Consider the following 20,701-nt stretch of genomic DNA (forward strand, 5'->3'; position numbering starts at 1 on the left):
CTAACGGCGCGGAAGCTGCAGGAACAGCGCCTGAATCGCGAGTTCCTCGTTCGCGTTGTACACCAGTCGTTCGGTGAACTCGCCAACGAGTTCGGCAGCGGCGACGAATGCGTCGGGGGCCGTCGCGGCGTCGCGGCGATACCCCTCCATCAGCGCCGCAAGACCGGCTCGAAGCTCGTCGCTGCGCACCCGACGCTGCTCGCGTTTGTGACGCGCCTCGACCTCAGCCTGTTGCGACTTGCGTAACCCCAACCGTTCGGCCTGTTCGGCGAGCTTGGTCAGTTCTCGGCTGTGCAGCTCCGCGAGCGGTTCGAGCACCTCATCGACGCGGCCGATGACCTCCGACGCGAGCTTGGCGGCGGTCGCTCCGGTTCCGTCGAGTCGGCCCGGAAGATCGATCCAGAACTGTCGCCGGGCAACCACCAGCGGATCGGTGGCCAACAGCCGCGCGCGGTCGATGTTTCCCGCGGCGCCCGCGGCCGCGGCGTCGGCCACGTCGCCGCTCACCCCGTCGCGTCGCAGACACTCCGCGATCAGCGCGGTCGACAGGATCGGAAACTCGAAGGTGACACAGCGCGACGCGATCGTCACCAGATCCGGCGGCACCTCGTCGGCCAACACGATGAACACCGTCCCCGACGGAGGTTCCTCGATCGATTTCAACAGGATCGGGGCAGCCGTGCTCACCAGGTGAAAGTCGACGAGGACGATCACCTGCAGGTCGCCCTCGGGCGGACGCATCTGCGCCTGACGCACGATCTCGCGCGCCTGATCCGCCGAGATCGACGCCCCCGTTCGCTCGACGAAGCGAATCGCCGGGTGGTGCTCTGCCTTCGCGAGCGCGCAATGCCTGGCGATGTCGACGGAGTCGGCGCCGCCGCTCAACAGTTCGGCGGCGAATGCACGGGCCGCGGCGCGGGTCCCGACCCCGGCAGCGCCCACGAACAGATACGCATGAGTTGGATCGGCCGCGGCGCGGCGCAGTTGTGCGACGAGTTGGTCCTGGCCGACGACTTCGCTCCACAGGTCATCGAGGTCGTCGGAGGTCGCCTCCATGCCGGTCGTCATTGCGTCACCATCGGCAGTCGGGCCACCGCATCCCAGATCTGTTCGGCCACCTCGTCGATCGACCGGCTCCCGTCGATGACCACCCAGCGCGACGGGTCCTCGTTCGCCTGGGCCAGGAACCCCCGGCGAACCCGTTCATGAAAGTCGGCACCCGCCTGCTCGAAGCGGTCGAGTTCGCGCTGCAGGCGGGCCGACGCCGTGTCGAGATCGATGTCGATCAACACGACCAGGTCCGGCAACAGCGCGGCGGTCGCCCACTCGCTGATTTCAGCGACCTTCTGCGCGTCGAGGCCTCGCCCGTAGCCCTGGTAGGCCACCGAACTGTAGAGATAGCGGTCGCAGATCACCCCCACCCCCGACGCCAGGGTCGGACCGATGAGTTCGCTCGCGTGTTGCGCACGATCCGCCGCCATGAGCAACGCCTCGCAGCGGTCACTCAATTCGGCATTGTCCACGTCCAACAGGATCGAACGCAGCCTGGCCCCGATCGCGGTGCCGCCCGGTTGGCGGGTCACGATGGCTTCGATTCCGACACGATCGGCCAGTCGCTCCCGCAACAGGGCCGCCTGGGTGGTCTTGCCGCCTCCCTCTCCACCCTCGAAGACGATGAACGGCGCTGTGCGGTCCACACGGCCGGTTCCGCCGGTGGCGGTCGAGGACATCAGAACGGCTCGTCGCCGTCCGCAGCGATGAACGCGTCCGCCACCGCTTTCGGAGTGACCGCCGCGGTCGGCGACTTCTTGGCCGCGGCCTTCTTCGCCGGAGCCTTCTTCGCCGCGGTCTTCTTGGCTGGAGCCTTCTTGGCCGCGGTCTTTTTCGCGCCGGCCTTTTTCGCCGGAGCCTTCCTGGCGGAGGCCTTCTTGGCCGGATCCTTGCCCGCGGCGATGTCCTTTTCGCGACGATCGGCCAGTAACTCCATGGCGCGTTCGACCGTCAACTCCTCGACGCTGTCACCCTTGCGAAGCGAGGCATTCGTGATCCCGTCGGTGACATAGGGGCCGAACCGACCGTCCTTGCACAGGATCGGACGCTCAGAATCCGGGTCTTTGCCCAGGTCCTTCAACGGTCCCTTCACCGCCTGGCCGCGGCGCCGCTTCGGTTCGGCCAGAATCCGCAGCGCCTCATCCAGGGTGATGGTGAGCAGCATCTCCTCGTTTTCGATCGTACGGCTGTCGGTGTCCTTTTTGATGTAGGGCCCGAACTTGCCGTTCTGAGCGGTGATCTCGACCCCGTCCGCCGGGTCGACACCCAGCACTCGCGGCAGACTCAGCAGCTCCAAGGCGTCATCGAGGCTCACCCGTTCGAGCGTCATCGTCTGGAACAACGACGCCATCTTCGGCTTCTCGCCGGTCTCGTCGTCGTGGTCGCCAAGCTGCACGTACGGACCGAAGCGACCGTTCTTCACGTAGATCGGCTTGCCGGTCGCCGGATCATCGCCGAGCTTGCGCTCCTTGGGCGTGTTCAACAGCTCGACGGCCTTGTCGGGGGTGAGTTCGTCGGGGGCGAGATCGTCGGGAATGTTCGCCGTATCGTCGCCGCGCTGGATGTAGGCCCCATAACGCCCCACACGGGCGACGATGAGCTCGCCGTTGGCATCCGCTCCGATCGGAATCGAGTTCACCGCCCGAGCGTCGATGTGTTCGATGTCGGTGACCATGTGCTTGAGCCCGGGACGGTCGCTGTCGACCCCATCGCCGAAGTAGAACGAACTCAGCCACGGTGCCGAGGAGGCGTCTCCGGTGGCGATCCGGTCGAGATCGTCCTCCATGTGTGCGGTCAGCGCGTAGTCGACCAGATCCGGGAAGTGCTGCTCCAGCAGGGTCACCACCGCGAACGCCGTGAACGACGGCACGAGCGCGGAGCCCTTCTTGCGCACATAGCCGCGGTCCTGGATCGTCGAGATCGTCGACGCGTACGTCGAGGGCCGGCCGATGCCGAGCTCCTCGAGACGCTTCACCAACGAGGCTTCGGTGTAACGGGCGGGTGGCTGGGTCTCGTGGCCCTTGGCGTCGAGTTCGGTGCTGCGCGCACCGTCGCCCTCGGCCATGTCGGGCAGGATGCGTTCCTGATCTTCGAGTTCCGCATCCGGGTCATCCGCTCCCTCCACGTACGCCCGAAGGAACCCCGGGAACAGAATCGTCTTGCCGCTCGCCGCGAAGCGGGCACGACGACCGTCGCTCGCGTCGACGTCGATGCGCACCTGCATGCTCTCGCCGCGGGCGTCGGTCATCTGCGAGGCGATCGTGCGCTGCCAGATGAGTTCGTACAGACGGAACTCCTGGGTGCCGAGAACGGAGCGCACCTCCTCGGGGCTGCGGAAGGTGTCGCCCGCGGGCCGGATCGCCTCGTGGGCCTCCTGGGCGTTCTTCGACTTCTTCGCATACACCCGGGGGGAGTCGGGCAGGTAGGCCTCGCCGTACTTGGAGGCGATGAGACTTCGCGCCGCGTTGATCGCCGTTTCCGACAACGTCGTGGAGTCGGTACGCATGTAGGTGATGAAGCCGTTCTCATACAGGCGCTGGGCCAGCGACATCGTCTGGCTCGAACTGAACCTCAGCTTGCGGCCCGCCTCCTGTTGGAGTGTGGAGGTCATGAACGGTGCGTACGGCTTGCGGGTGTACGGCTTGCGTTCGACCGACGCGATCGTCGCAGGGCGACCCTCGAGCGCCGCCCGCAGCGCGCCTGCGGATTCCTCGTCGAGCAGGACCGCACCGTCTCGGGTCAGGCTGCCGGTCTCGTCGAAATCGCGTCCGGTCGCGACGCGCAACGAATCGACCTCGATGAGGTTCGCTCCGAAGGGGGTCGTGTCCTTGCCTGCACCGGTGAGCTGGAAGGTTGCGGACAGATCCCAGTAGCTCGCCGTGCGAAAGCGCATACGTTCGCGTTCGCGTTCGACCACGATTCGTGTCGCGACCGACTGCACGCGCCCAGCGGAGAGCCGCGGCATGACCTTCTTCCACAGCACGGGGCTGACCTCGTAGCCGTAGAGCCGGTCGAAGATGCGCCGCGCCTCCTGGGCGTCGACGAGGCTGCGGTTCAGGTCGCGGGGATTTTCGATCGCGCTTTGGATGGCGTCGGGGGTGATCTCGTGAAAGACCATGCGCCGCACCGGCACTTTCGGCTTGAGCACCTCGAGCAGGTGCCAGGCAATCGCTTCCCCCTCGCGATCCTCATCGGTCGCGAGATAGAGCTCGTCGGCGTCCTTCAGAAGGTCCTTGAGTCGCTTGACCTGCTCCTTCTTGTTCGGCGAGACGATGTAGAGCGGCTTGAACCCGTCGTCGGGGTCGACCCCCAGCTTTGCGAGCACCGTTCCCTTGTACGCCGCCGGAACCTCTGCCGCCTTCGAGGGCAGATCGCGGATGTGCCCAACCGACGACTCCACGACGTACTCGTCGCCGAGAAATCGCGAAATGGTACGTGCTTTGGCAGGAGACTCGACGATGACGAGGGGTTGGCCCATGGGCTTCACTCAATATCCCGATTCCCGGGTATGTCAAACACCCTCGCGAGATCGGGAGAACGATTAGTCCCGGGACGGGTACGAAATCCGAACCGGTGCGACCGCTACGGTGGCTCCAACGTCGTGAGGAGATGGCATGGATTTTCAGCTCAGCCCAACCGCCACCGCGCTGCAGGAACGGCTGCTCGAGTTCATGGACGACAAGGTCTACCCGGCCGAGGCGACCTACCACGACCAGATGGCGAACCTCGATCCCCACGACCACCCACCGGTCATCGAGGACCTCAAGGCCGAAGCGAAGGCGCGCGGGTTGTGGAACCTGTTCCTTCCCCACAAGACCCAGTGGACCGACGGTCTGTCCAACCTCGACTACGCCCCGCTCGCAGAGATCACCGGGCGGTCGATGCACCTTGCGCCCGAGGCGCTGAACTGCTCCGCACCCGACACCGGAAACATGGAACTGCTCACCATGTTCGGCACCGACGCCCAAAAAGAAGAGTGGTTGCAACCCCTCCTCAACGGTGAAATCCGCTCGGCCTTCGCGATGACCGAACCCGACGTCGCCAGTTCCGATGCCACCAACATCGAGTTGTCGATCACCCGGGACGGCGACTCCTACGTGCTCAATGGCCACAAGTGGTGGACCTCGGGTGCGATGTCTCCCCGCTGCACACTGTTCATCGTGATGGGAAAGACCGATCCCACCGCAGCGAAGCATCTGCAGCAGTCGATGATCCTGGTGCCCCGCGACACCCGCGGCGTCACGGTCGTTCGCAACCTGGAGGTCTTCGGCTACACCGACCGTGAGGGGCACGCCGAGGTGCACTTCGACAACGTCCGTGTTCCGGCCACCAACCTGCTGCACACCGAAGGGTCGGGGTTCATGATGGCCCAGGCCCGCCTCGGCCCCGGGCGCATTCACCATTGCATGCGTGCCATCGGTATCGCCGAACGGGCCCTGGAACTGATGTGCCGACGCGTCACCCAGCGGGTCGCGTTCGGCCGGCCGCTGGCCGAACAGGGCGTGATTCGCGAATGGATCGCCGATTCGCGCATGGAGATCGAACAGGCGCGCCTCCTCACGCTGAAGGCGGCGTGGCTGATGGACACCGTCGGCAACCGCGGGGCGGCGATCGAGATCTCCTCTATCAAAGTCGTGGCACCCAACGTCGCGCTGCGCGTCGTCGATCGGGCCATCCAGGCCCACGGTGGCGGCGGGGTCAGCAGCGACTTCCCGCTCGCGGCCATGTATGCCGGCCTGCGCACGCTGCGCCTGGCGGATGGCCCCGACGAGGTCCACCGCCGACAGGTCGCACGAACCGAACTCGGTAAGTACTCCTAGCCCATGGACGCTATGTCGCAGCGCATCACCGGACTCAGTTCAACCGAGGTCAGCGAACGCATCGCCGCCGGACTCGTCAACGAGGTGCCCCCGGCCCCGAGTCGAACCATCCCCGAGATCATCCGTGCCAACGTGTTCACCCGGTTCAACGCGCTGATCGCACTGCTCGCAGCCATCGTCATCGCTGCGGGATCACCGATCGACGCCATGTTCAGCGGCGTGATCGTCGCGAACATCTTCATCGGGATTTTCCAGGAGGTCCGCGCCAAGCGAACCCTCGACCGGCTCGCGCTCCTCAACGCGCCCCACGCCCACCTTCTACGCGACGGAGAGGTGCGAGATCACCCGGTCAACGACATCGTGCTCGACGACGTCATCGAATTGCGGCCCGGCGGCCAGATCGTGGCGGACTGCGTGCTCGTGGACTGCGACGGCCTCGAAATCGATGAATCGATGCTGACGGGCGAAAGCGACGCCGTCGTCAAAGGGACCGGCGACGAACTGTTGTCGGGATCCTTCGTCGTGACCGGATCCGGCTACGCACGCGTCACCAAGGTCGGCAAGGACGCCTACGCGGCGCGGCTCGCCGAGGAGGCGCGCCGCTTCACCCTCGCCAACTCCGAACTGCGAGCCTCCATCGAACAGATCGTCACCTGGGTGTCGTGGGCCCTCATCCCGGCCGCGATCGGCTTGGTGTGGTCGCAGATGCGCAGCAACGACGACATCCGGGCCGCCCTCGTCGCCATGGTCGCCGGTCTCGTCGGCATGGTGCCCGAAGGCCTGTTGTTGTTGACCTCGGTGGCGTTCTTCGTCGGCGTCGTTCGTCTCGCCCGCCGGCGCACGCTGGTGCAGGAACTGCCGGCGGTGGAGATCCTGGCGCGGGTCGACGTCGTGTGTCTCGACAAAACCGGCACGATCACTGAGGGGACGATGGTCGTCGATTCCGTCACCGCGCTCGGCGGCCACGACGATGAACTCGGATCCCTCGCGCTCACGGCGATCGCTCACTCCGACCCGAACCCGAACGCCACCCAACAAGCGCTCATCGAACGGTTCTCCGAGCCGTTGGCTTCGGGGTGGGAACGACTCGACGGCGTACCGTTCTCCTCAGCGCGCAAATGGAGTGCCAACCGGTTCGAGGGCCAGGGATGGTGGGTGCTCGGAGCGGCCGAGATGATCCTCGACGACGCAAAGCTCGCCGGGGTCAGCGAGCAGATCGAGGCGGCCTCCGGTAACGGTTTGCGGATTCTGTTGCTGGCACACACCGACTCGCCCGTGTCCTCGGACCGGGCCCTGCCCGGTGACATCGTCGCGGTCGCGCTGGTTTCGCTCATCGACAAGATCCGACCCGACGCCGCGGAGACGCTGCGGTATTTCGCCGATCAGGGCGTCACCCTCAAGGTCATCTCCGGCGACAACCCGACCACGGTGGGTGCGGTTGCTGAACGAGCGGGGCTTGAGGTCGACAACCACCTCGTCGACGCCCGAACTTTGCCGGATTCCGATGGAACCGACGACGAGTTCGCCGATCTCGTCGAGGCCGGAACGGTGTTCGGTCGAGTGACACCTCACCAAAAACGCGCCATGGTCACCGCGTTGCAACGCCGCGACCACATCGTGGCGATGACCGGCGACGGGGTGAACGACGTCTTGGCTCTGAAAGATGCCGACTGCGGTATCGCGATGGCCTCGGGATCCGAGGCCACTCGTGCAGTCGCTCAGGTCGTCTTGTTGGACTCGTCGTTCTCGGGCCTTCCCGCCGTCGTCGCCGAGGGCCGTCGGGTCATCAACAACCTTCAGCGAGTCGCCTCGTTGTACCTGACCAAGACCACCTACGCCGTGATCTTCGCGTTCGTCACCGGCATCTTCGCGATGGACTTTCCGTTCCTGCCTCGACACCTGACGCTGATCAGTTCACTCTGCATCGGAATTCCCTCGTTCTTTCTGGCCCTCGCACCCAACACGGCTCGCGTGCAGGGCAATTTCCTGCGCCGCGTCGGTTGGGACTCCGTACCGATGGGAATCCTCTGCGCGGCCGCCACGATGGCCGCGTTCGTCATCATGCGTTCAACAACTGGCACCACCCTGGAGGAACAACAGACCGCGGCGACGCTCACGCTTGCGGGATGCTCACTGTTGGTTCTCGTGAGAAACGCACGACCGATTCGCGGCTGGAAGCTCGGGTTGATCGCGACGATGGGGTTGGGCGTCGTGGCGGCGTTCACGACTCCGCTCGGCAAGGAGTACTTTCAACTCACCCTGCCAGCGGCAGAATCGGTGTGGATCTGTCTGGCGATCGTTGGCCTGACGGGTTTGGCCATGTCCATCGTTCACCGAGTTGTGGATGTCGATTCCCGCGTGCTCGAACACCCAGGTCGGTAAACCACGAGGCGCACCGTCGTGCCCCCGTCGGTGTTCACGAAATGCGCCTCGTCCGCTAGCGCCTCGATCAACGGCAACCCGAACCCGCCCTCGCGAGAAAGTTCCGGGTCGGTGTGGATGTCGAGGTGGGCCGGGCGTTCGAACCCACCAGCGCTGTCGGCGACGCTGAACTCGAAGCGATCGGAAAACAACATGCACCGGACGCAGATCTTGTCGCCGACCTCCGCGCGACGTTGGGCACGCAGCGCATTGGTCACCGCCTCTGAAGCCATCAGCCGCAGATCGTCGAGGTGTTGCTGATCCATCCAATCGGCTTTGCCGGCAACGTCGGTGATGAAGCGACGCGCCGTGGCGACAAAGCTGCTCTCCGCTGGGATCATCAACTCGACGAACTGCTCATCGGTCACGGCGCCAGAACCTCCCCCGGGTCCGCAGACTGCACCGAAGGGGCGGTCAACGGGAGGATTTCGTCCAGGCGGCATCTCGTCATCAGCCGCTGCACCGGTGGCGAGGTGACGATTCGGACCTCGCCGTCGCGATCCCACACCCGTCGCACCGCCCCGATGGTGACCCCCAGACCCGTGGAGTCCATGAAGTCGCATTCGCTGAGGTCGATCTCGAGGGGTTTGGCGCCGGCGACCGCATCGTGAAGTTCGCGTCGGTACAGCGGCAGTGCGGCGAGATCGACATCCCCGGTGACCAACACCGAGGTCCATCGTCCGCGATCGACGCTTCGGACCCGAAAGTGCACGCTTCCAGGCTACCCACGACGTCGCTGTCTTTTGCTACACCAAACACAGCATTTACATAAATAACTCCGGCGAATCACTCCTTCCTGACCGTGAATCGCTCGGTCAACGTGACATCCCCGACGAATCGACCCACGACCGCCAAACCGGTGGGAGACCGGTACGTCGCGGAAACGGTGATCAACTCACCGGCCGCGGCAGTGCCGCTCACCTCGACCCGCAGGCGTGATCGGTCGAGGTGGCGCTCATGAAGCGCCGCCTCGACCGGGTCGTCGTCGACCATCGCCGCTCTCGCAGCCGCTCGGGTGGCGGCGGTCAACGACGCCGCATCACGAGCGACGAGCAGGATCTGCAACACGATCAGGATTCCCAGAATCAGCACCGGAAGGACCAGCGCCATCTCGACCGTTGCCTGACCACGCTGGCCGCGCCGTGCACGCGTCACGATGCGCCGCCTCCGATGAGGCACGACAACCGACCGCTCATCCGCCCACGAGATTTCGCATCCTCGCGAAGGCGGCGGAGAACAACGCGGTGATCGTGCCGCCACCGTCGCCCGCGAGATAGGCGATCACCACACCCACCATCACCGTCACCGCGACGAGTATCAGCGCGTACTCGACGGTGCTTTGGCCCCGTTGGTCGGTCGCGGCGCGCCACGCGACGCACCGGAGACGACGCGACCACGACGCCGAACAATGAGGTTGATTCAACATAACTGACTCCCGAATGTGCAGGACGACGGCAGCGAGGGCTGCGATTGCGCTACCCGGTGGCCGTTCACGGCTCCCAGGACAGCGACTGAAGGCTCACCACGAGCAACGGCACCACGCTCAGCGCCACAAACGACGGCAAGGCACAGACGACGAGCGGCACCAAGAGGCGCACCGGAAGGCGCCGAGCAGCGGCCAGCGCCTCGTGACGACGCCGGGATCGCAGCGAGTCGCTCCGATTGGACAACCGCTCGCTCAGCGCTGATCCACTCACCAGGCTCACGTTGATCAGGGCCGACAGCGCCCGTCGATCATCGCCCCCCTCGGCCCCCCACACATCGAGCGCGCGATCGATGCTGGGTTGTCGGCGCAGCTCGCGACCAAGCGGCGCCGCCCACGACATGGCGGTGGTCGCCCGTTCCACCGCGGTTGCCACCGTCGACCCTGCGGCACACGACAACGCGACGAGGTCGATCCACTCACTGAGCGCGTCGAGCTCCTCGAGTTCACGGCGCCGGCGACGAGCGCTAGTGCGCAGGCGCGGCCCGATATCGCTCACCACCGACCGCGCTGGCCGTTCGACAAGCACACGGCGCACTCGCGACCCTGCATGCGCCGGTTCTCGGCCTGACGCCACCGGCAACGGCGAAAGCCGCTCGACCGTCGACTGCCGCCGCACCCGCACTCGCCGGACACCCTCGACGACGACCAGTACCCACGCGAGCGTCACCACCGACGCGGCCCCGAGCGCGCCAAGGTGCGTCATCGTCCCGCTCCAGCGATCATCGAACGCATCCAGAGCCAACCGCATGCGTTCCAGGCGGTTGCCCCGGCAGCGAGCACGACCCCGGTTGAGGTGGTGAACAAGAACGCAAGGGTTCCCGGTTCAATGGCTCCGAGCGCCGCGACTCCCGCGACGGGAAGCAAGGTCATCATCAGTGCCGACATCCTCGCCTGGGCACTTGCCGACACCAACTCGTCGTCGAGTTCGGTTCGCGACCTCAACACCGACGCGCACCGATCCAGGGCCCGAACGCCGTCTGCCCCGCCGTCGGCGACCGCTTCGAGTACGGCTGCCACCATTCGCCGCTCTCGTGGTGCCTCATCGACCCAGTGCTGAACCGCGTCGCCGACCGTGCGCCCCGACTCGAGGCCGTGACGCAGCCTCGCGCAGGTCGGCGACGGGACCGCCATCAGTGCGGCACGCAGCGTCCCCTCGGCGGCCAAGGCGATCGCCAACTGTTCGCACACATCGATCAATGCCGCCAGTTCCGCTCGACGTCGACGACGACCCGCGCCTGGCAACCATCGGAGCCCCGCCGACCGCGTTGCGACGCGGCGGGGAGAGACCGACGGTAGCCCCGCCAGCGAGCCGGGGTGCAGTTCATGAGGTAGGCCCGCGGCCACGGGTTGGCGACGAGGTCGGCGCTGGGCGCGAAGCGCATCTCGTACTGCGATCACGAGGACCGACACGGTGATGAGCAGTGCTGGACCTCGGAGGTGTTCCATCATCGGTCGACCTGCCAGATCGCCTCGACGCCGGCAGCGTCGGAGTGGTCATCGACGACCCGATGCAGCGAGGAGATGCGCCGGTTCTCTCCGTGCCGTTCAACGCCGATCAGGAAGTCGAACGCCGAGCGCACCTGTGCCCGAATGACGTGATGTGGCAGGCCGGCATCGCCCATGGCCACGAAGGTTTCGAGGCGTTGAAGTGCGCCGGCGGCCGATGCTGCGTGACAGGTCGCCAGCGATCCTCGATGGCCCGACGCCAGCGCCCACACCATGTCGAGGGCCTCGGCACCACGCACCTCGCCCAACACGATGCGGTCCGGTCGCAATCGGAGTGACGCCGCCACCAGATCGCGCAACGTGACCGCCCCGCGCCCTTCGGAGTTCGCCGGTCGACACTCGAGCGCGACCACGTGCGGATGATCGATGCACAACTCGGCGGCGTCCTCGATGGTGAACACCCGCTCCGAGTGGGGGATCAGCGACGCCATCTCCGCCAGCAATGTCGTCTTGCCGGCCCCGGTAGCGCCGAACACCAAAACGTTGCGGCGCGCCGCTACGAGTTCTTCCACGGCGGTGGTGATCGTCGCGACGCTGAACGACTCGAGCGTGATGGCGCGTTCCACTCGGCGACGTAATGCCACCACCGGGCCATGCACCGCGAGCGGGCTGAGCACCGCCGAGATCCGCGTCCCGTCTCGTAGGCGCGCATCGCCGATCGGGTGACTTCGATCGAGGCTTCGTCCGGTTCGGTGAAAGACCCCTTGCAGGAGTCGGTCGATGTCGGTCGAGGTGAGCGACACCGAGGTGGGAACCAGACGACCCGAACGTTCCACCCATGCCGGACCGGGACCGTTGATCAACACGTCGGAGACGTCGGGGTCTGCGAGGAGCTCGAGAAGCGGACCGACACCTTCGAGGGTGGATCGAAGGCGCTCCACCTCGCCGCGCACCGCATCGTCGGTGGCGAGCGGTGCCTGCTGTCGAACCAGCCTGAGAAGCTGGGTGTCGATCGCCTCCCCCGGCGACTGCGCGACACATTCGCGCACCCATGCGTCGTCGAGCGGGATCATGGCGCCACCAGATCGGCGAGTTGACGATTCAACAACCGCGGGACCCGACGCACCATCGAGCCGGAGTCGATGGCGCGGGCGACCGCCGGGTGAACATCGACATCGACGACCTCCGACGCCGCAAGCAGGCGCGAGACGTCGAGTCGATCGAGGGATCGCCCGTTCTCCCGGATGAGCGCCACCCGCCCGATCGACAGGTCGAGTTGAACCGCCCGATGAAGCGCCAGGTAGCACGCCCTGGTCACAAACACGCTCGTCGGCAGCGCCGCAAGCTTGCGACGTATCGGTTCGATCGGGGTCCGGACCGAGTCGACACAGCCGACGTCGACAACGACGAACGTCTGAGTCGAGCTGAGTGCATCGATCAGGTCGTCGGCGCGGGAACGCTCCCATTTGTGCGACGACCCGATCCCCACGAGCTCGACTCCGACATCGGAGACCCGCGTCGCCAGACGTTCCAGCGCCTCGGGCGAGCCCGAGCTGCTCGCGAGCCAATCCGTGACGCCGACCATCGGCTCGGCAATCCCCGCCGCGGCAGGGAGATCGCCGTCGAGGTCGATCAACAAGCAACGGCCGTCCAAACGCGCGACGCGAGCCGCAAGGGCGAGTGAGAGGGTGGTACAGCCCACGCCGGCTTTCGCCGACCACACGGGAACCAACATGTCGAGGAACTCCGGAATTGGCGCACGCGCCGTGACGAACCGGAGGGGAAGAGCCCTCGAACCTATCGAGCGAATTCCAGACCGTAAGGGGGTGAACCTACCCAGCCTCCGCGGCCGCGCCGTGCTGCACCGACCGAGCCGCGCTCACTGCGCCCCGACCTCGATCAGACCTCGAGCAGGTCGCGCGCCCCGGTATCCGAGGACGGATGGCGAAGCTTCGACATCGCACGGGCCTCGATCTGGCGAATCCGCTCGCGGGTGAGGTTGAAATGCTCCCCGACGTCTTCGAGGGTTCGTGCCTCACCGCGGTCGAGTCCGTAGCGCAGCTTGAGAATCTCGCGTTCGCGATCGTCGAGCGGAGACAACAAACGCGAGACCTCCTCGGGCAGCATCGAGGTCGCCGCCGCGTCGAACGGCGAGGTCGCCCCGCGGTCCTCGACCACATCGCCGAGTTCCGCATCGCCGTCTTCGCGCAACGGCTCCGACAACGACAACGGTTCCGAGGCGAATCGCAGTGCCTCGGTCACCTTGTCCTCGGGCAGCTCGACCTCAGCTGCCAACTCCGCCAGGGTTGCGGGTCGGCCGTATTTCAGTTCGAGGCGTGCTCGTGCCTTCTGTACGCGGGTCAGCGTGTCGCCCGCGTGCACGGGAAGGCGAATCGTCCGCCCCGTATTGGCGATGCCTCGAGTGATCGCCTGGCGAATCCACCACGTGGCATAGGTCGAGAACTTGAACCCCTTGCGCCAGTCGAATTTCTCGACCGCGTGCATCAGCCCGAGATTGCCTTCCTGAATGAGGTCCAACAGCGGCAAACCCGACGCCTGATACTTCTTGGCGATCGACACCACCAATCGCAGGTTGGACTGGACGAAGGCCCGTTCGGCCTCCTGGCCGGAACGCACGGCGCGCCGTAACTCCCGGCGCTTCGCGGCGGTCACCTTGACGGTTGGGTCTTCGAGTTCGGCGGCCGCCGCCGTCCCCTGTTCGATCGCCTTGGCCAGGCGAACCTCGTCATCTTTCGTGAGCAACGGATACTGACCGATATCGGTCAGATACAGCCGCACCAGGTCTTCTTCGTCGCGATCGATACGGTCCTTCGCCACGGTGAGTCCCTTCCTTCCACTCGTCCGCCCCGTGTCGGAGCGGTGGAACGAAACGCACTTTCACGATACGAACCGCGTCAAGTGGCGGCCCGAATCCGGCGCACCCGAATCGACGCCGAACCATTCGACATCCAACGAGTCGTTCCGATGAACAAGAAGAACCTTCGACAACCGCCGAACATTCCTTGAGGGGCCGATGATCGGCTCAGGTCGCCGTCAGCGGTCCGAACTCGAGGCGATGCGCATTCAACCTCGTGACCAGACCTTCACCCGCGCGGAGGTCGTCGGAATCCTGCGTCGCCGACGACGCCACCATCGAGGCGGTCGCCAGATCGGCGCTGAGGTCGTCGATGACAAACCCCACCGTGCGAATGACCGCAGCGTCCGCCACCGGCGACCGCCCGGCCCGATACGCGACATAGGACCCCAGCAGTTGCGGCAGCACCCATCGGGCGTACGCACCGAACCATGCTGCCCGCGAGATGTCATCGGCATCGTCGAGCGCTTCCACCACCGCGACCGCTGCTCGCGTCCCGACCGTTTGGGCTGCCGGCGACAGATCGCGCACGGTCGGCATGCGTTCCGCAAGCATCTCGCCATGCCACGCGTGGTGTTCGGACAGATCCGCGCACAGCAGTTTCAACTCGTGATTCTCGATATGTGGCACCGCGGATCCAAGCAGGCGATGCAACTCGAGTTCCCAATAGCGCAACGAACCCAACGCGACCGCCGACTCGGCGATCGTGAATCCGCCAGACGACTCGATCTTCAACGTGTCTCCTTCACCCGTCGCGCTGCCCACACTAGTGCCGGGCCTCTACGGCGCCGCTACCCCGACGGTGATCGACACGACCGAGCCTCGGGGAAGACGAACGGCGGGCGCGGTTCCTTGGACCGTGACACGTCCAGCCAGTGAACTCCCCGGCGGAACCTCGCTCGTGACGACCTGCGCAACGAGTCCCGCGTCGCGAATCATCTCCTCGGCGGAGCTGCGCAACAGCCCCGTGAGGTACGGCACCGGTCGCATGTCCTGAGCTACCGACACCGTGATATCCACCGGGGTGTCGCGCGCCAGCCCGGTGCCCGGAGCTACACCCAACTCGACGATCGTTCCCGGGGCGAGTTCAGGACGTGCGACCTCGGTGATTTTTCCAACCATCAACCCGGCTCGTCCGATCGCCACCAGCCCCTGTTCGATCGGCTGATTGACGATCTCGGGCACGATTCGCGGCGCGGGTCCGGCCGACACGGTGAGGCGGAGTTTCGTGGTGGGTCCGACCCGCGAGCCCTCTGACGGCATCGACTCGATGACCTCACCGTCGGGGATCGTCTCGTCATGCACGTCGTTGATTTCCAACGCGACCTCGACTCCGCCGAGCGAGATCAACGCATCTTCGACCTGAAGCCCGACGATGGACGGAACCGTCCAACCGAGTGGTCCGTCGCTCACCAAGATGGTGATGAGGTCCCCCTGATCCGCTTTGTACCCGGCGGTCGGGCGTTGGCCGATGACCTCGCCTTTGGGCTTGTCCTCGTTGGGCTGATACAACACCGTCACTGTGAAGCCGGTGTCTTCGAGTCTGGCCGTTGCATCAGCCAACGAAAGCGCTTCGACCGACGGCACGGCGAGCCGTGGGAGCTGGACGTCCTCAGCGCCGACCAGGGAGTCGGTGAATCCCCACAGCGCCAGGGCCATCGCCGCGACGACCGCTGCCAATACCGCGGCAAACCGCAGTCGCGTACGGCGCTCATCGACGATCTCAGGCCGGCCGACGGCCGAACGGGGCTCAACTTCGCGTACCGTCACGTGAGAGTTCATGGGCCCCCCGGAATCGTTTCGACGGGTGCGACGGGAATGGTCGTGGTCGTGGTCGTGGTCGTCGGAGGTTGGGTGGTCGGCGGCACCGTGGTCAGCGGCACCGTCGTCGGAGGCGGTAGCGCTCGCTTCACCGTGATCGTCACCACCTCCCCCGGGCGCAACACCGTGCCCGAAGCCGGCACCTGACTACTGACGGTGCCGGTACCTGGATCGCCGAACGGGACGAGTTCGCTCACTTCACCGACGACGAACCCAGCCGCGGTCAGCGTCTTGACCGCGTCGGCCTGGGCGCGGCCCAGCACGCTCGGCACCGGACCCGCCGGTTTGCCGCTCGAAACCACGAGACTGACCGGCGCATCCCGTTCGAGTTCCACACCGACCGCCGGGTCGGTTGCGATGACCGCCCCCGAACGAACATCAAGACTGTCCTGATAGGTCACGGTTCCGATCGCAAGCCCGGCGCGCCCCAAGAGGAACGCCGCACCATTGAGGGTCATGCCGGGAACTGCGGGCACCGCACGAATCTCCGGACCCGTCGACACCGTCAGTGTCACTTTCTGGCCGCTCTGCACGATCGTCCCGACACTCGGTACCACCGAAATCGTCCGATCGGCGTCGATCTCCTCACTCAGCTGCTCCACCTCGACCACCTTGAGATCAAGGCTCTTGAGTTGCGTCACCGCATCGCCTCGCTTCGCTCCGATGATGTCCGGCACCGGAACAAACGCCGGCCCGCGACTCACGGTGAGAACCACGATTCCGCCCCGTTTGACGGTCTCGGAGGGCGCCGGCTCCTGACGAGCCACACTGCCGACCGGGACCTCCGCGTCGTACGCGAACTCCACCTCACCTGCGAGTCGATCACGGGTGAGTTGCACCAACGCCTTTTGTTGGGTGAGGCCTCGCACGTCGGGCACGGCGACTTCGAGAAACCGACCCGCCAGCAGATCGAATGGATTCAAGCTCGGAGAAAACGTGAACAACACGGTGCTCAACAACGCGAATGCGAGCGCCCCGACGACCGCGACCGTTCCGGTCCGGCCCGGGAGATCATTCGACGTTCGGTTCATCAATTCGCTTCACCAGCTCGGTCGTCACACCCACGAACAGTCGGGCCGCGGGTCGCGGCGACGCCGCGAACCGCTCCCCTCGATCACGGAGACCCGGCCACCGTGGTCGAGGTCGTCGCCGGGGTGGAACTCGTGGTCGTGGTCGCCGCCGCGCTGGCGACGCCGATCGTGATCGTCACGGTGCTGTCGGCGCCGACATCGGTTCCTTCGCTCGGCGACACCTCAACGACACGCCCATTGTTCGCGTCACCAGCAGGAAGTTGCCGCGTCCTCGACGACACTCGCAACCCGAGTGCAGTGATTTCAGCGCGGGCGTCGGCCTCGAGCGAACCGACCACATCGGGGACCTTCACAGGTGCCCGCCCCTCGGAAACCACGAGGTTGATCGTGGCGTTCTTGGCGGCCTGCCCAGCAGGGTCGGTGCGAATCACCCGGTCCTTGGCGACGTCGTTGGATGGCTCGGTGGTCGTGGTGCCGACGACGAACCCGGCATCGCTGAGCGCCCGACGCGCCTCGTTGACGGTCCGGTTCGAAACGTCGGGGATGTCGACGGGGGCGGGACCGGCGCTGACCTGCAATTCGATCAACGCTCCCGGCTGCACAAGTTCGCCTTCGGTCGGAGTCGCTGCCACCACGGTTCCGACGGCGGCATCGTTCGCGACGTCGGTGACGTTGGATTTCAACTCCGCCGCCGTCAATGCCGCCTGCGCCTCCGCCACCGGCAGCCCGATGATCTTGGGCACCTCGATGCCATCGGGTCCGCTACTCACGAACAAGGTGACGTCCGAACCCTTCTCCGCCATCGTTTCGCCAGCGGGGTCGGTGCGAATGACGATGTCTTCGAGAACGTCGTTTGAGGCTTCGCGTTGAATGACCGGGTTGAACCCCGCCGCTTTCAACAGCTCGACCGCTTCCTGTTCGGTCCTGGTCGCGACATTCGGAACCGCGACTTCCTCCACGTCGGATCGCGAGGACCACACGACCCAGGTGATGAGCCCACCGAGCACCAACAACAACACCACGACCGACGCGATGAACGCCTTGTTCTTCGTGCCAGTGTCTTCGGGCTCCTCGTCGGGATACCACTCCTGGTCCTGGGGGACCGGCTCGTGGGAACCGTCGCGGAGATCTACCACCGGAGGCTGGCCGACCACGGTCGCCTCACCGGCGTTCGGGGTCGTCCCAGCGGCCAGCCCGGCCGCCGCGCCAGCGGCCGCTGCCACGGCCGGGCCGGCAAATTCCTGTTCGGCCACCGTGATCTGCCCGTCGAGGAACCGGCGCAAGTCGGCGCGGACGTCCTCAGCCGAGCGGTACCGCTGTTCGGGCTTCTTCGCGAGCAACTTCAGGATTACCGACTCGAGACCGGCGGGAACACCACTCACGAATTGACTGGGGCGCGGCGGCCACTCCTGGACGTGCTTGTAGGCGATCGCTACCGGTGAATCACCGACAAACGGCGGTCGACCACACAACATCTCGTACAGCACGACACCAAGCGAATACAGGTCGCTTCGCTCGTCCACGGCGAAGCCCTGCGCCTGCTCCGGCGAGAAGTACGTCGCGGTGCCCATCACCGACCCCGCCTGGGTGAGGTCGTCGGTCGGAGACGACAGCGCACGGGCGATCCCGAAGTCGGTGACCTTCGCTGCACCGCTCGTCGACAGCAGCACATTTCCGGGCTTCACGTCGCGGTGGACCACTCCCCGCGAATGCGCGGCCCCGAGCGCGCCCGCCACCTCGAACGCGATCTCCACGGCGCGGCGCGGCTGCAGCGGGCCGTTCGAGCGGATCACCTCGGCGAGGGATTGTCCCTCCACGTACTCCATCACGATGTAGTACGTGCCCGACTCCGCGCCCCAGTCGTAGACACCCACGATGTTGGGGTGCGACAGGTTGGCCGCGGCCTGGGCCTCGCGCCGGAAGCGTTCGACGAATGCCGGGTCGGTGGCGTATTCCGGAAACAGGATCTTGACGGCGACGGGCCGATCGAGCGCCTGGTCGCGCGCCAAAAAGACCTCCGCCATTCCGCCTCGGGCGAGACGGCGGTGTACTTCGTATCGACCGCCGAGAACGACCGGTGCGGGATTCGCCGTGGGATCGGATTCAGTCATGGGAGCCTCAGGTTAGTGAGCGAACTTCTGGTGAACGCGGCACCGCCACAGCGCCGCGACGGATCGGTGGTCGGGGTCATCAGTCTCCCCCCTCGCCGATCGGGGGGTTCGGGGTGGTGCCGGCCTGCGCACCGAGTGCCGCCTCCATGACGGCCTTGGCGATCGGAGCAGCCACCTTGCCGCCGGTTTGCTCGCTGGCGCCCGGCTGGCCCTCGACCAACACGGCGACCGCAACGGACGGCGCCTGGTTCGGCGGCCCTGCATAGCCGATCACCCACGCATGCGACTTCGCGGGTGTGGTGCCAAGCTGTGCCGTACCGGTCTTTCCGCCGACGACCGCACCGGGAATATTCATAGCGGTCGCCGTACCTTGGGCGACCACACCCTGCATCGCACGGCGCAGGATCTCCGCCGTGGCGGGCGTCATCGATTCCTTCCACACCGACGGCTCCCAGGTCTCGACCGTCGCGCCGGTGCGATCGAGGATCCGATTCATCACATGCGGAGTCATCACCCGACCATCGTTGGCCACCGAGGCCGCGACAAGGGCCATCTGGAGCGGGGTGGCGGCCACCTCGTATTGGCCGATTGCCGACTGCGCCAACTGCGGCGTCTTTTCGTACAGGTCGGCCGCTCCCGGCTGAGCGCCCGACCCGATGCGCGCTCCGAAATCGGTGGGGAAAACCGAGCGAGCCGTGCCGGGCAGATCGATGGGCGCAGCCTCGTTAAAACCGAAGGATTCCGCGGCGGCGATCAGCGGTTGGGGCCCCATGAGTTCGGCACCGATTCGAGCGAATGGCGCGTTGCAGGACACCTCGAGAATCTCCAGCAGCGATCCACCGCAGCTCGATCCTCCGAAGTTGCTGATCGGCCGGGAGGTGAGTGGAGGCGTGTAGCTGGTCGTGACGGGAAAGTCCGGAGAGGTCTCGGTGATCTTGGCGGCGTCGAGGGCTCCGGCGGCGGTGACGATCTTGAAGGTCGAACCCGGGAAGAACCGTTCCCGAAACGTCCGGGCCAACAGCGGTTTGCCGGGAGCCGCATCAAGGGCTTCTTTGAAGGCCTTGGCCGCCTCGGCATCGTTGGTCGCCGTGAGGTTCGGGTTGTAGGTCGGATACGACCACATGGCGAGCACAGCGCCCGTCTGAGGGTTGATCGCGACGACCGAACCGTTACGAGTACCGAGCGCGGCACGCGCGGCCTCCTGCACCGAGGCCACCAGACTGAGCTCGACGGTTCCGACGTTGGGTGTCTCGTTGAACGGATCGAGAAAGCCACCGACACGAAAGTCGGTCGTGTTTCCCGACAGTTCGTCGGTGTAGCGGCGTTCAACCCCGTCGCTTCCGAACATCAGCGAATACGAGCCGACCACGTGTGCGTACAGGTCGTCGAAGGGGTAGGTGCGCTGGTAGAGAAACTTGCCGTCGGTCTCGACCGAGTGCGCGACCACCGTTCCGTCCGCCAGCACGATGTCGCCGCGGGGCCGGTCGAAGTCGCGGATCATCTCGCGGGTGTTGTCCTCACGCTTGTTGAGCTTCTTCGCGTCGAAGACCTGGATCTGGTTGAGGCGGGCGAACAACGCCACATAACAGACCATCAGCCCGGCGACGAGCTTGACGATCTGGCGATTCATCGTCGAGGTC

Annotated in this window: 19 protein-coding genes; 2 read left to right on the forward strand and 17 right to left on the reverse strand. The window is 65.9% G+C overall.

All coding sequences use genetic code 11. The features are described from left to right. Genes M9952_00600 through topA form a run of 3 tightly spaced genes read right to left on the reverse strand, consistent with a single transcriptional unit; the run spans nucleotide 1 to nucleotide 4,528 of the window. Nucleotides 1–1,068 carry a hypothetical protein gene (locus tag M9952_00600; GenBank protein MCO5311431.1) on the reverse strand — a complete coding sequence of 356 codons (1,068 nt, stop codon included), beginning with the start codon at nucleotides 1,066–1,068 and terminating at the stop codon, nucleotides 1–3. Then, the gene (gene tmk, locus M9952_00605) at nucleotides 1,065–1,730 is read right to left on the reverse strand and encodes a dTMP kinase (GenBank protein MCO5311432.1); all 666 of its coding nucleotides are present in this window, start codon (nucleotides 1,728–1,730) and stop codon (nucleotides 1,065–1,067) included. The genes M9952_00600 and tmk overlap by 4 nt, the downstream gene beginning before the upstream one ends. Next, nucleotides 1,730–4,528 carry a type I DNA topoisomerase gene (topA, locus tag M9952_00610; GenBank protein ID MCO5311433.1) on the reverse strand — a complete coding sequence of 933 codons (2,799 nt, stop codon included), beginning with the start codon at nucleotides 4,526–4,528 and terminating at the stop codon, nucleotides 1,730–1,732. The genes tmk and topA overlap by 1 nt, the downstream gene beginning before the upstream one ends. Nucleotides 4,529–4,664: 136 nt before the next feature. Between topA and M9952_00615 the strand changes: the two genes are divergently transcribed. Continuing rightward, nucleotides 4,665–5,870 carry an acyl-CoA dehydrogenase family protein gene (locus M9952_00615; GenBank protein MCO5311434.1) on the forward strand — a complete coding sequence of 402 codons (1,206 nt, stop codon included), beginning with the start codon at nucleotides 4,665–4,667 and terminating at the stop codon, nucleotides 5,868–5,870. 3 nt (nucleotides 5,871–5,873) lie between these two features. Continuing rightward, on the forward strand, nucleotides 5,874–8,252 hold the full coding sequence (locus tag M9952_00620; GenBank protein ID MCO5311435.1) for an HAD-IC family P-type ATPase: 2,379 nt from the start codon (nucleotides 5,874–5,876) through the stop codon (nucleotides 8,250–8,252). On the opposite strand, the gene M9952_00625 is transcribed toward M9952_00620, so the two are convergent. From M9952_00625 to M9952_00690, 14 genes are all read right to left on the reverse strand, one after another. Further along, nucleotides 8,201–8,659, reverse strand: a complete 459-nt coding sequence (locus M9952_00625) for an ATP-binding protein (GenBank protein MCO5311436.1) — start codon at nucleotides 8,657–8,659, stop codon at nucleotides 8,201–8,203. The genes M9952_00620 and M9952_00625 overlap by 52 nt on opposite strands. Then, a complete protein-coding gene (locus M9952_00630) occupies nucleotides 8,656–9,003 on the reverse strand; it encodes an STAS domain-containing protein (protein MCO5311437.1) in 348 nt (115 codons plus the stop codon). The genes M9952_00625 and M9952_00630 overlap by 4 nt, the downstream gene beginning before the upstream one ends. 74 nt (nucleotides 9,004–9,077) lie before the next feature. Continuing rightward, on the reverse strand, nucleotides 9,078–9,446 hold the full coding sequence (locus tag M9952_00635; GenBank protein MCO5311438.1) for a pilus assembly protein: 369 nt from the start codon (nucleotides 9,444–9,446) through the stop codon (nucleotides 9,078–9,080). Between the two features lie 37 nt (nucleotides 9,447–9,483). Further along, on the reverse strand, nucleotides 9,484–9,717 hold the full coding sequence (locus M9952_00640; protein ID MCO5311439.1) for a hypothetical protein: 234 nt from the start codon (nucleotides 9,715–9,717) through the stop codon (nucleotides 9,484–9,486). Nucleotides 9,718–9,781: 64 nt separating this feature from the next. Next, on the reverse strand, nucleotides 9,782–10,480 hold the full coding sequence (locus M9952_00645; GenBank protein MCO5311440.1) for a hypothetical protein: 699 nt from the start codon (nucleotides 10,478–10,480) through the stop codon (nucleotides 9,782–9,784). Then, on the reverse strand, nucleotides 10,477–11,226 hold the full coding sequence (locus M9952_00650) for a type II secretion system F family protein (GenBank protein ID MCO5311441.1): 750 nt from the start codon (nucleotides 11,224–11,226) through the stop codon (nucleotides 10,477–10,479). The genes M9952_00645 and M9952_00650 overlap by 4 nt, the downstream gene beginning before the upstream one ends. Continuing rightward, the gene (gene tadA, locus M9952_00655) at nucleotides 11,223–12,296 is read right to left on the reverse strand and encodes a Flp pilus assembly complex ATPase component TadA (protein MCO5311442.1); all 1,074 of its coding nucleotides are present in this window, start codon (nucleotides 12,294–12,296) and stop codon (nucleotides 11,223–11,225) included. The genes M9952_00650 and tadA overlap by 4 nt, the downstream gene beginning before the upstream one ends. Further along, entirely contained in the window at nucleotides 12,293–12,958 is a 666-nt protein-coding gene (locus M9952_00660; GenBank protein ID MCO5311443.1) for a hypothetical protein, read from the reverse strand. The genes tadA and M9952_00660 overlap by 4 nt, the downstream gene beginning before the upstream one ends. 164 nt (nucleotides 12,959–13,122) lie before the next feature. Next, nucleotides 13,123–14,061: a sigma-70 family RNA polymerase sigma factor gene (locus tag M9952_00665; GenBank protein MCO5311444.1), complete on the reverse strand. Its 939-nt coding sequence runs from the start codon at nucleotides 14,059–14,061 to the stop codon at nucleotides 13,123–13,125. Between the two features lie 205 nt (nucleotides 14,062–14,266). Next, nucleotides 14,267–14,833: a hypothetical protein gene (locus M9952_00670; GenBank protein MCO5311445.1), complete on the reverse strand. Its 567-nt coding sequence runs from the start codon at nucleotides 14,831–14,833 to the stop codon at nucleotides 14,267–14,269. A gap of 45 nt (nucleotides 14,834–14,878) precedes the next feature. Next, nucleotides 14,879–15,880, reverse strand: coding sequence for a PASTA domain-containing protein (locus M9952_00675; GenBank protein MCO5311446.1), 1,002 nt, complete (start codon nucleotides 15,878–15,880; stop codon nucleotides 14,879–14,881). Next, nucleotides 15,877–16,950 (reverse strand): PASTA domain-containing protein, encoded by a 1,074-nt coding sequence (locus M9952_00680; protein ID MCO5311447.1) that lies wholly within the window; start codon nucleotides 16,948–16,950, stop codon nucleotides 15,877–15,879. Before M9952_00680 ends, M9952_00675 begins: the two co-directional genes overlap by 4 nt. Nucleotides 16,951–17,033: 83 nt before the next feature. Beyond that, entirely contained in the window at nucleotides 17,034–19,061 is a 2,028-nt protein-coding gene (gene pknB, locus M9952_00685; GenBank protein ID MCO5311448.1) for a Stk1 family PASTA domain-containing Ser/Thr kinase, read from the reverse strand. Nucleotides 19,062–19,140: 79 nt separating this feature from the next. After that, nucleotides 19,141–20,691 (reverse strand): penicillin-binding protein 2, encoded by a 1,551-nt coding sequence (locus M9952_00690; GenBank protein ID MCO5311449.1) that lies wholly within the window; start codon nucleotides 20,689–20,691, stop codon nucleotides 19,141–19,143. Nucleotides 20,692–20,701: the final 10 nt, after the last annotated feature.

The organism is Microthrixaceae bacterium, from assembly GCA_023957975.1.
Taxonomy (GTDB): domain Bacteria; phylum Actinomycetota; class Acidimicrobiia; order Acidimicrobiales; family Microtrichaceae; genus JAMLGM01.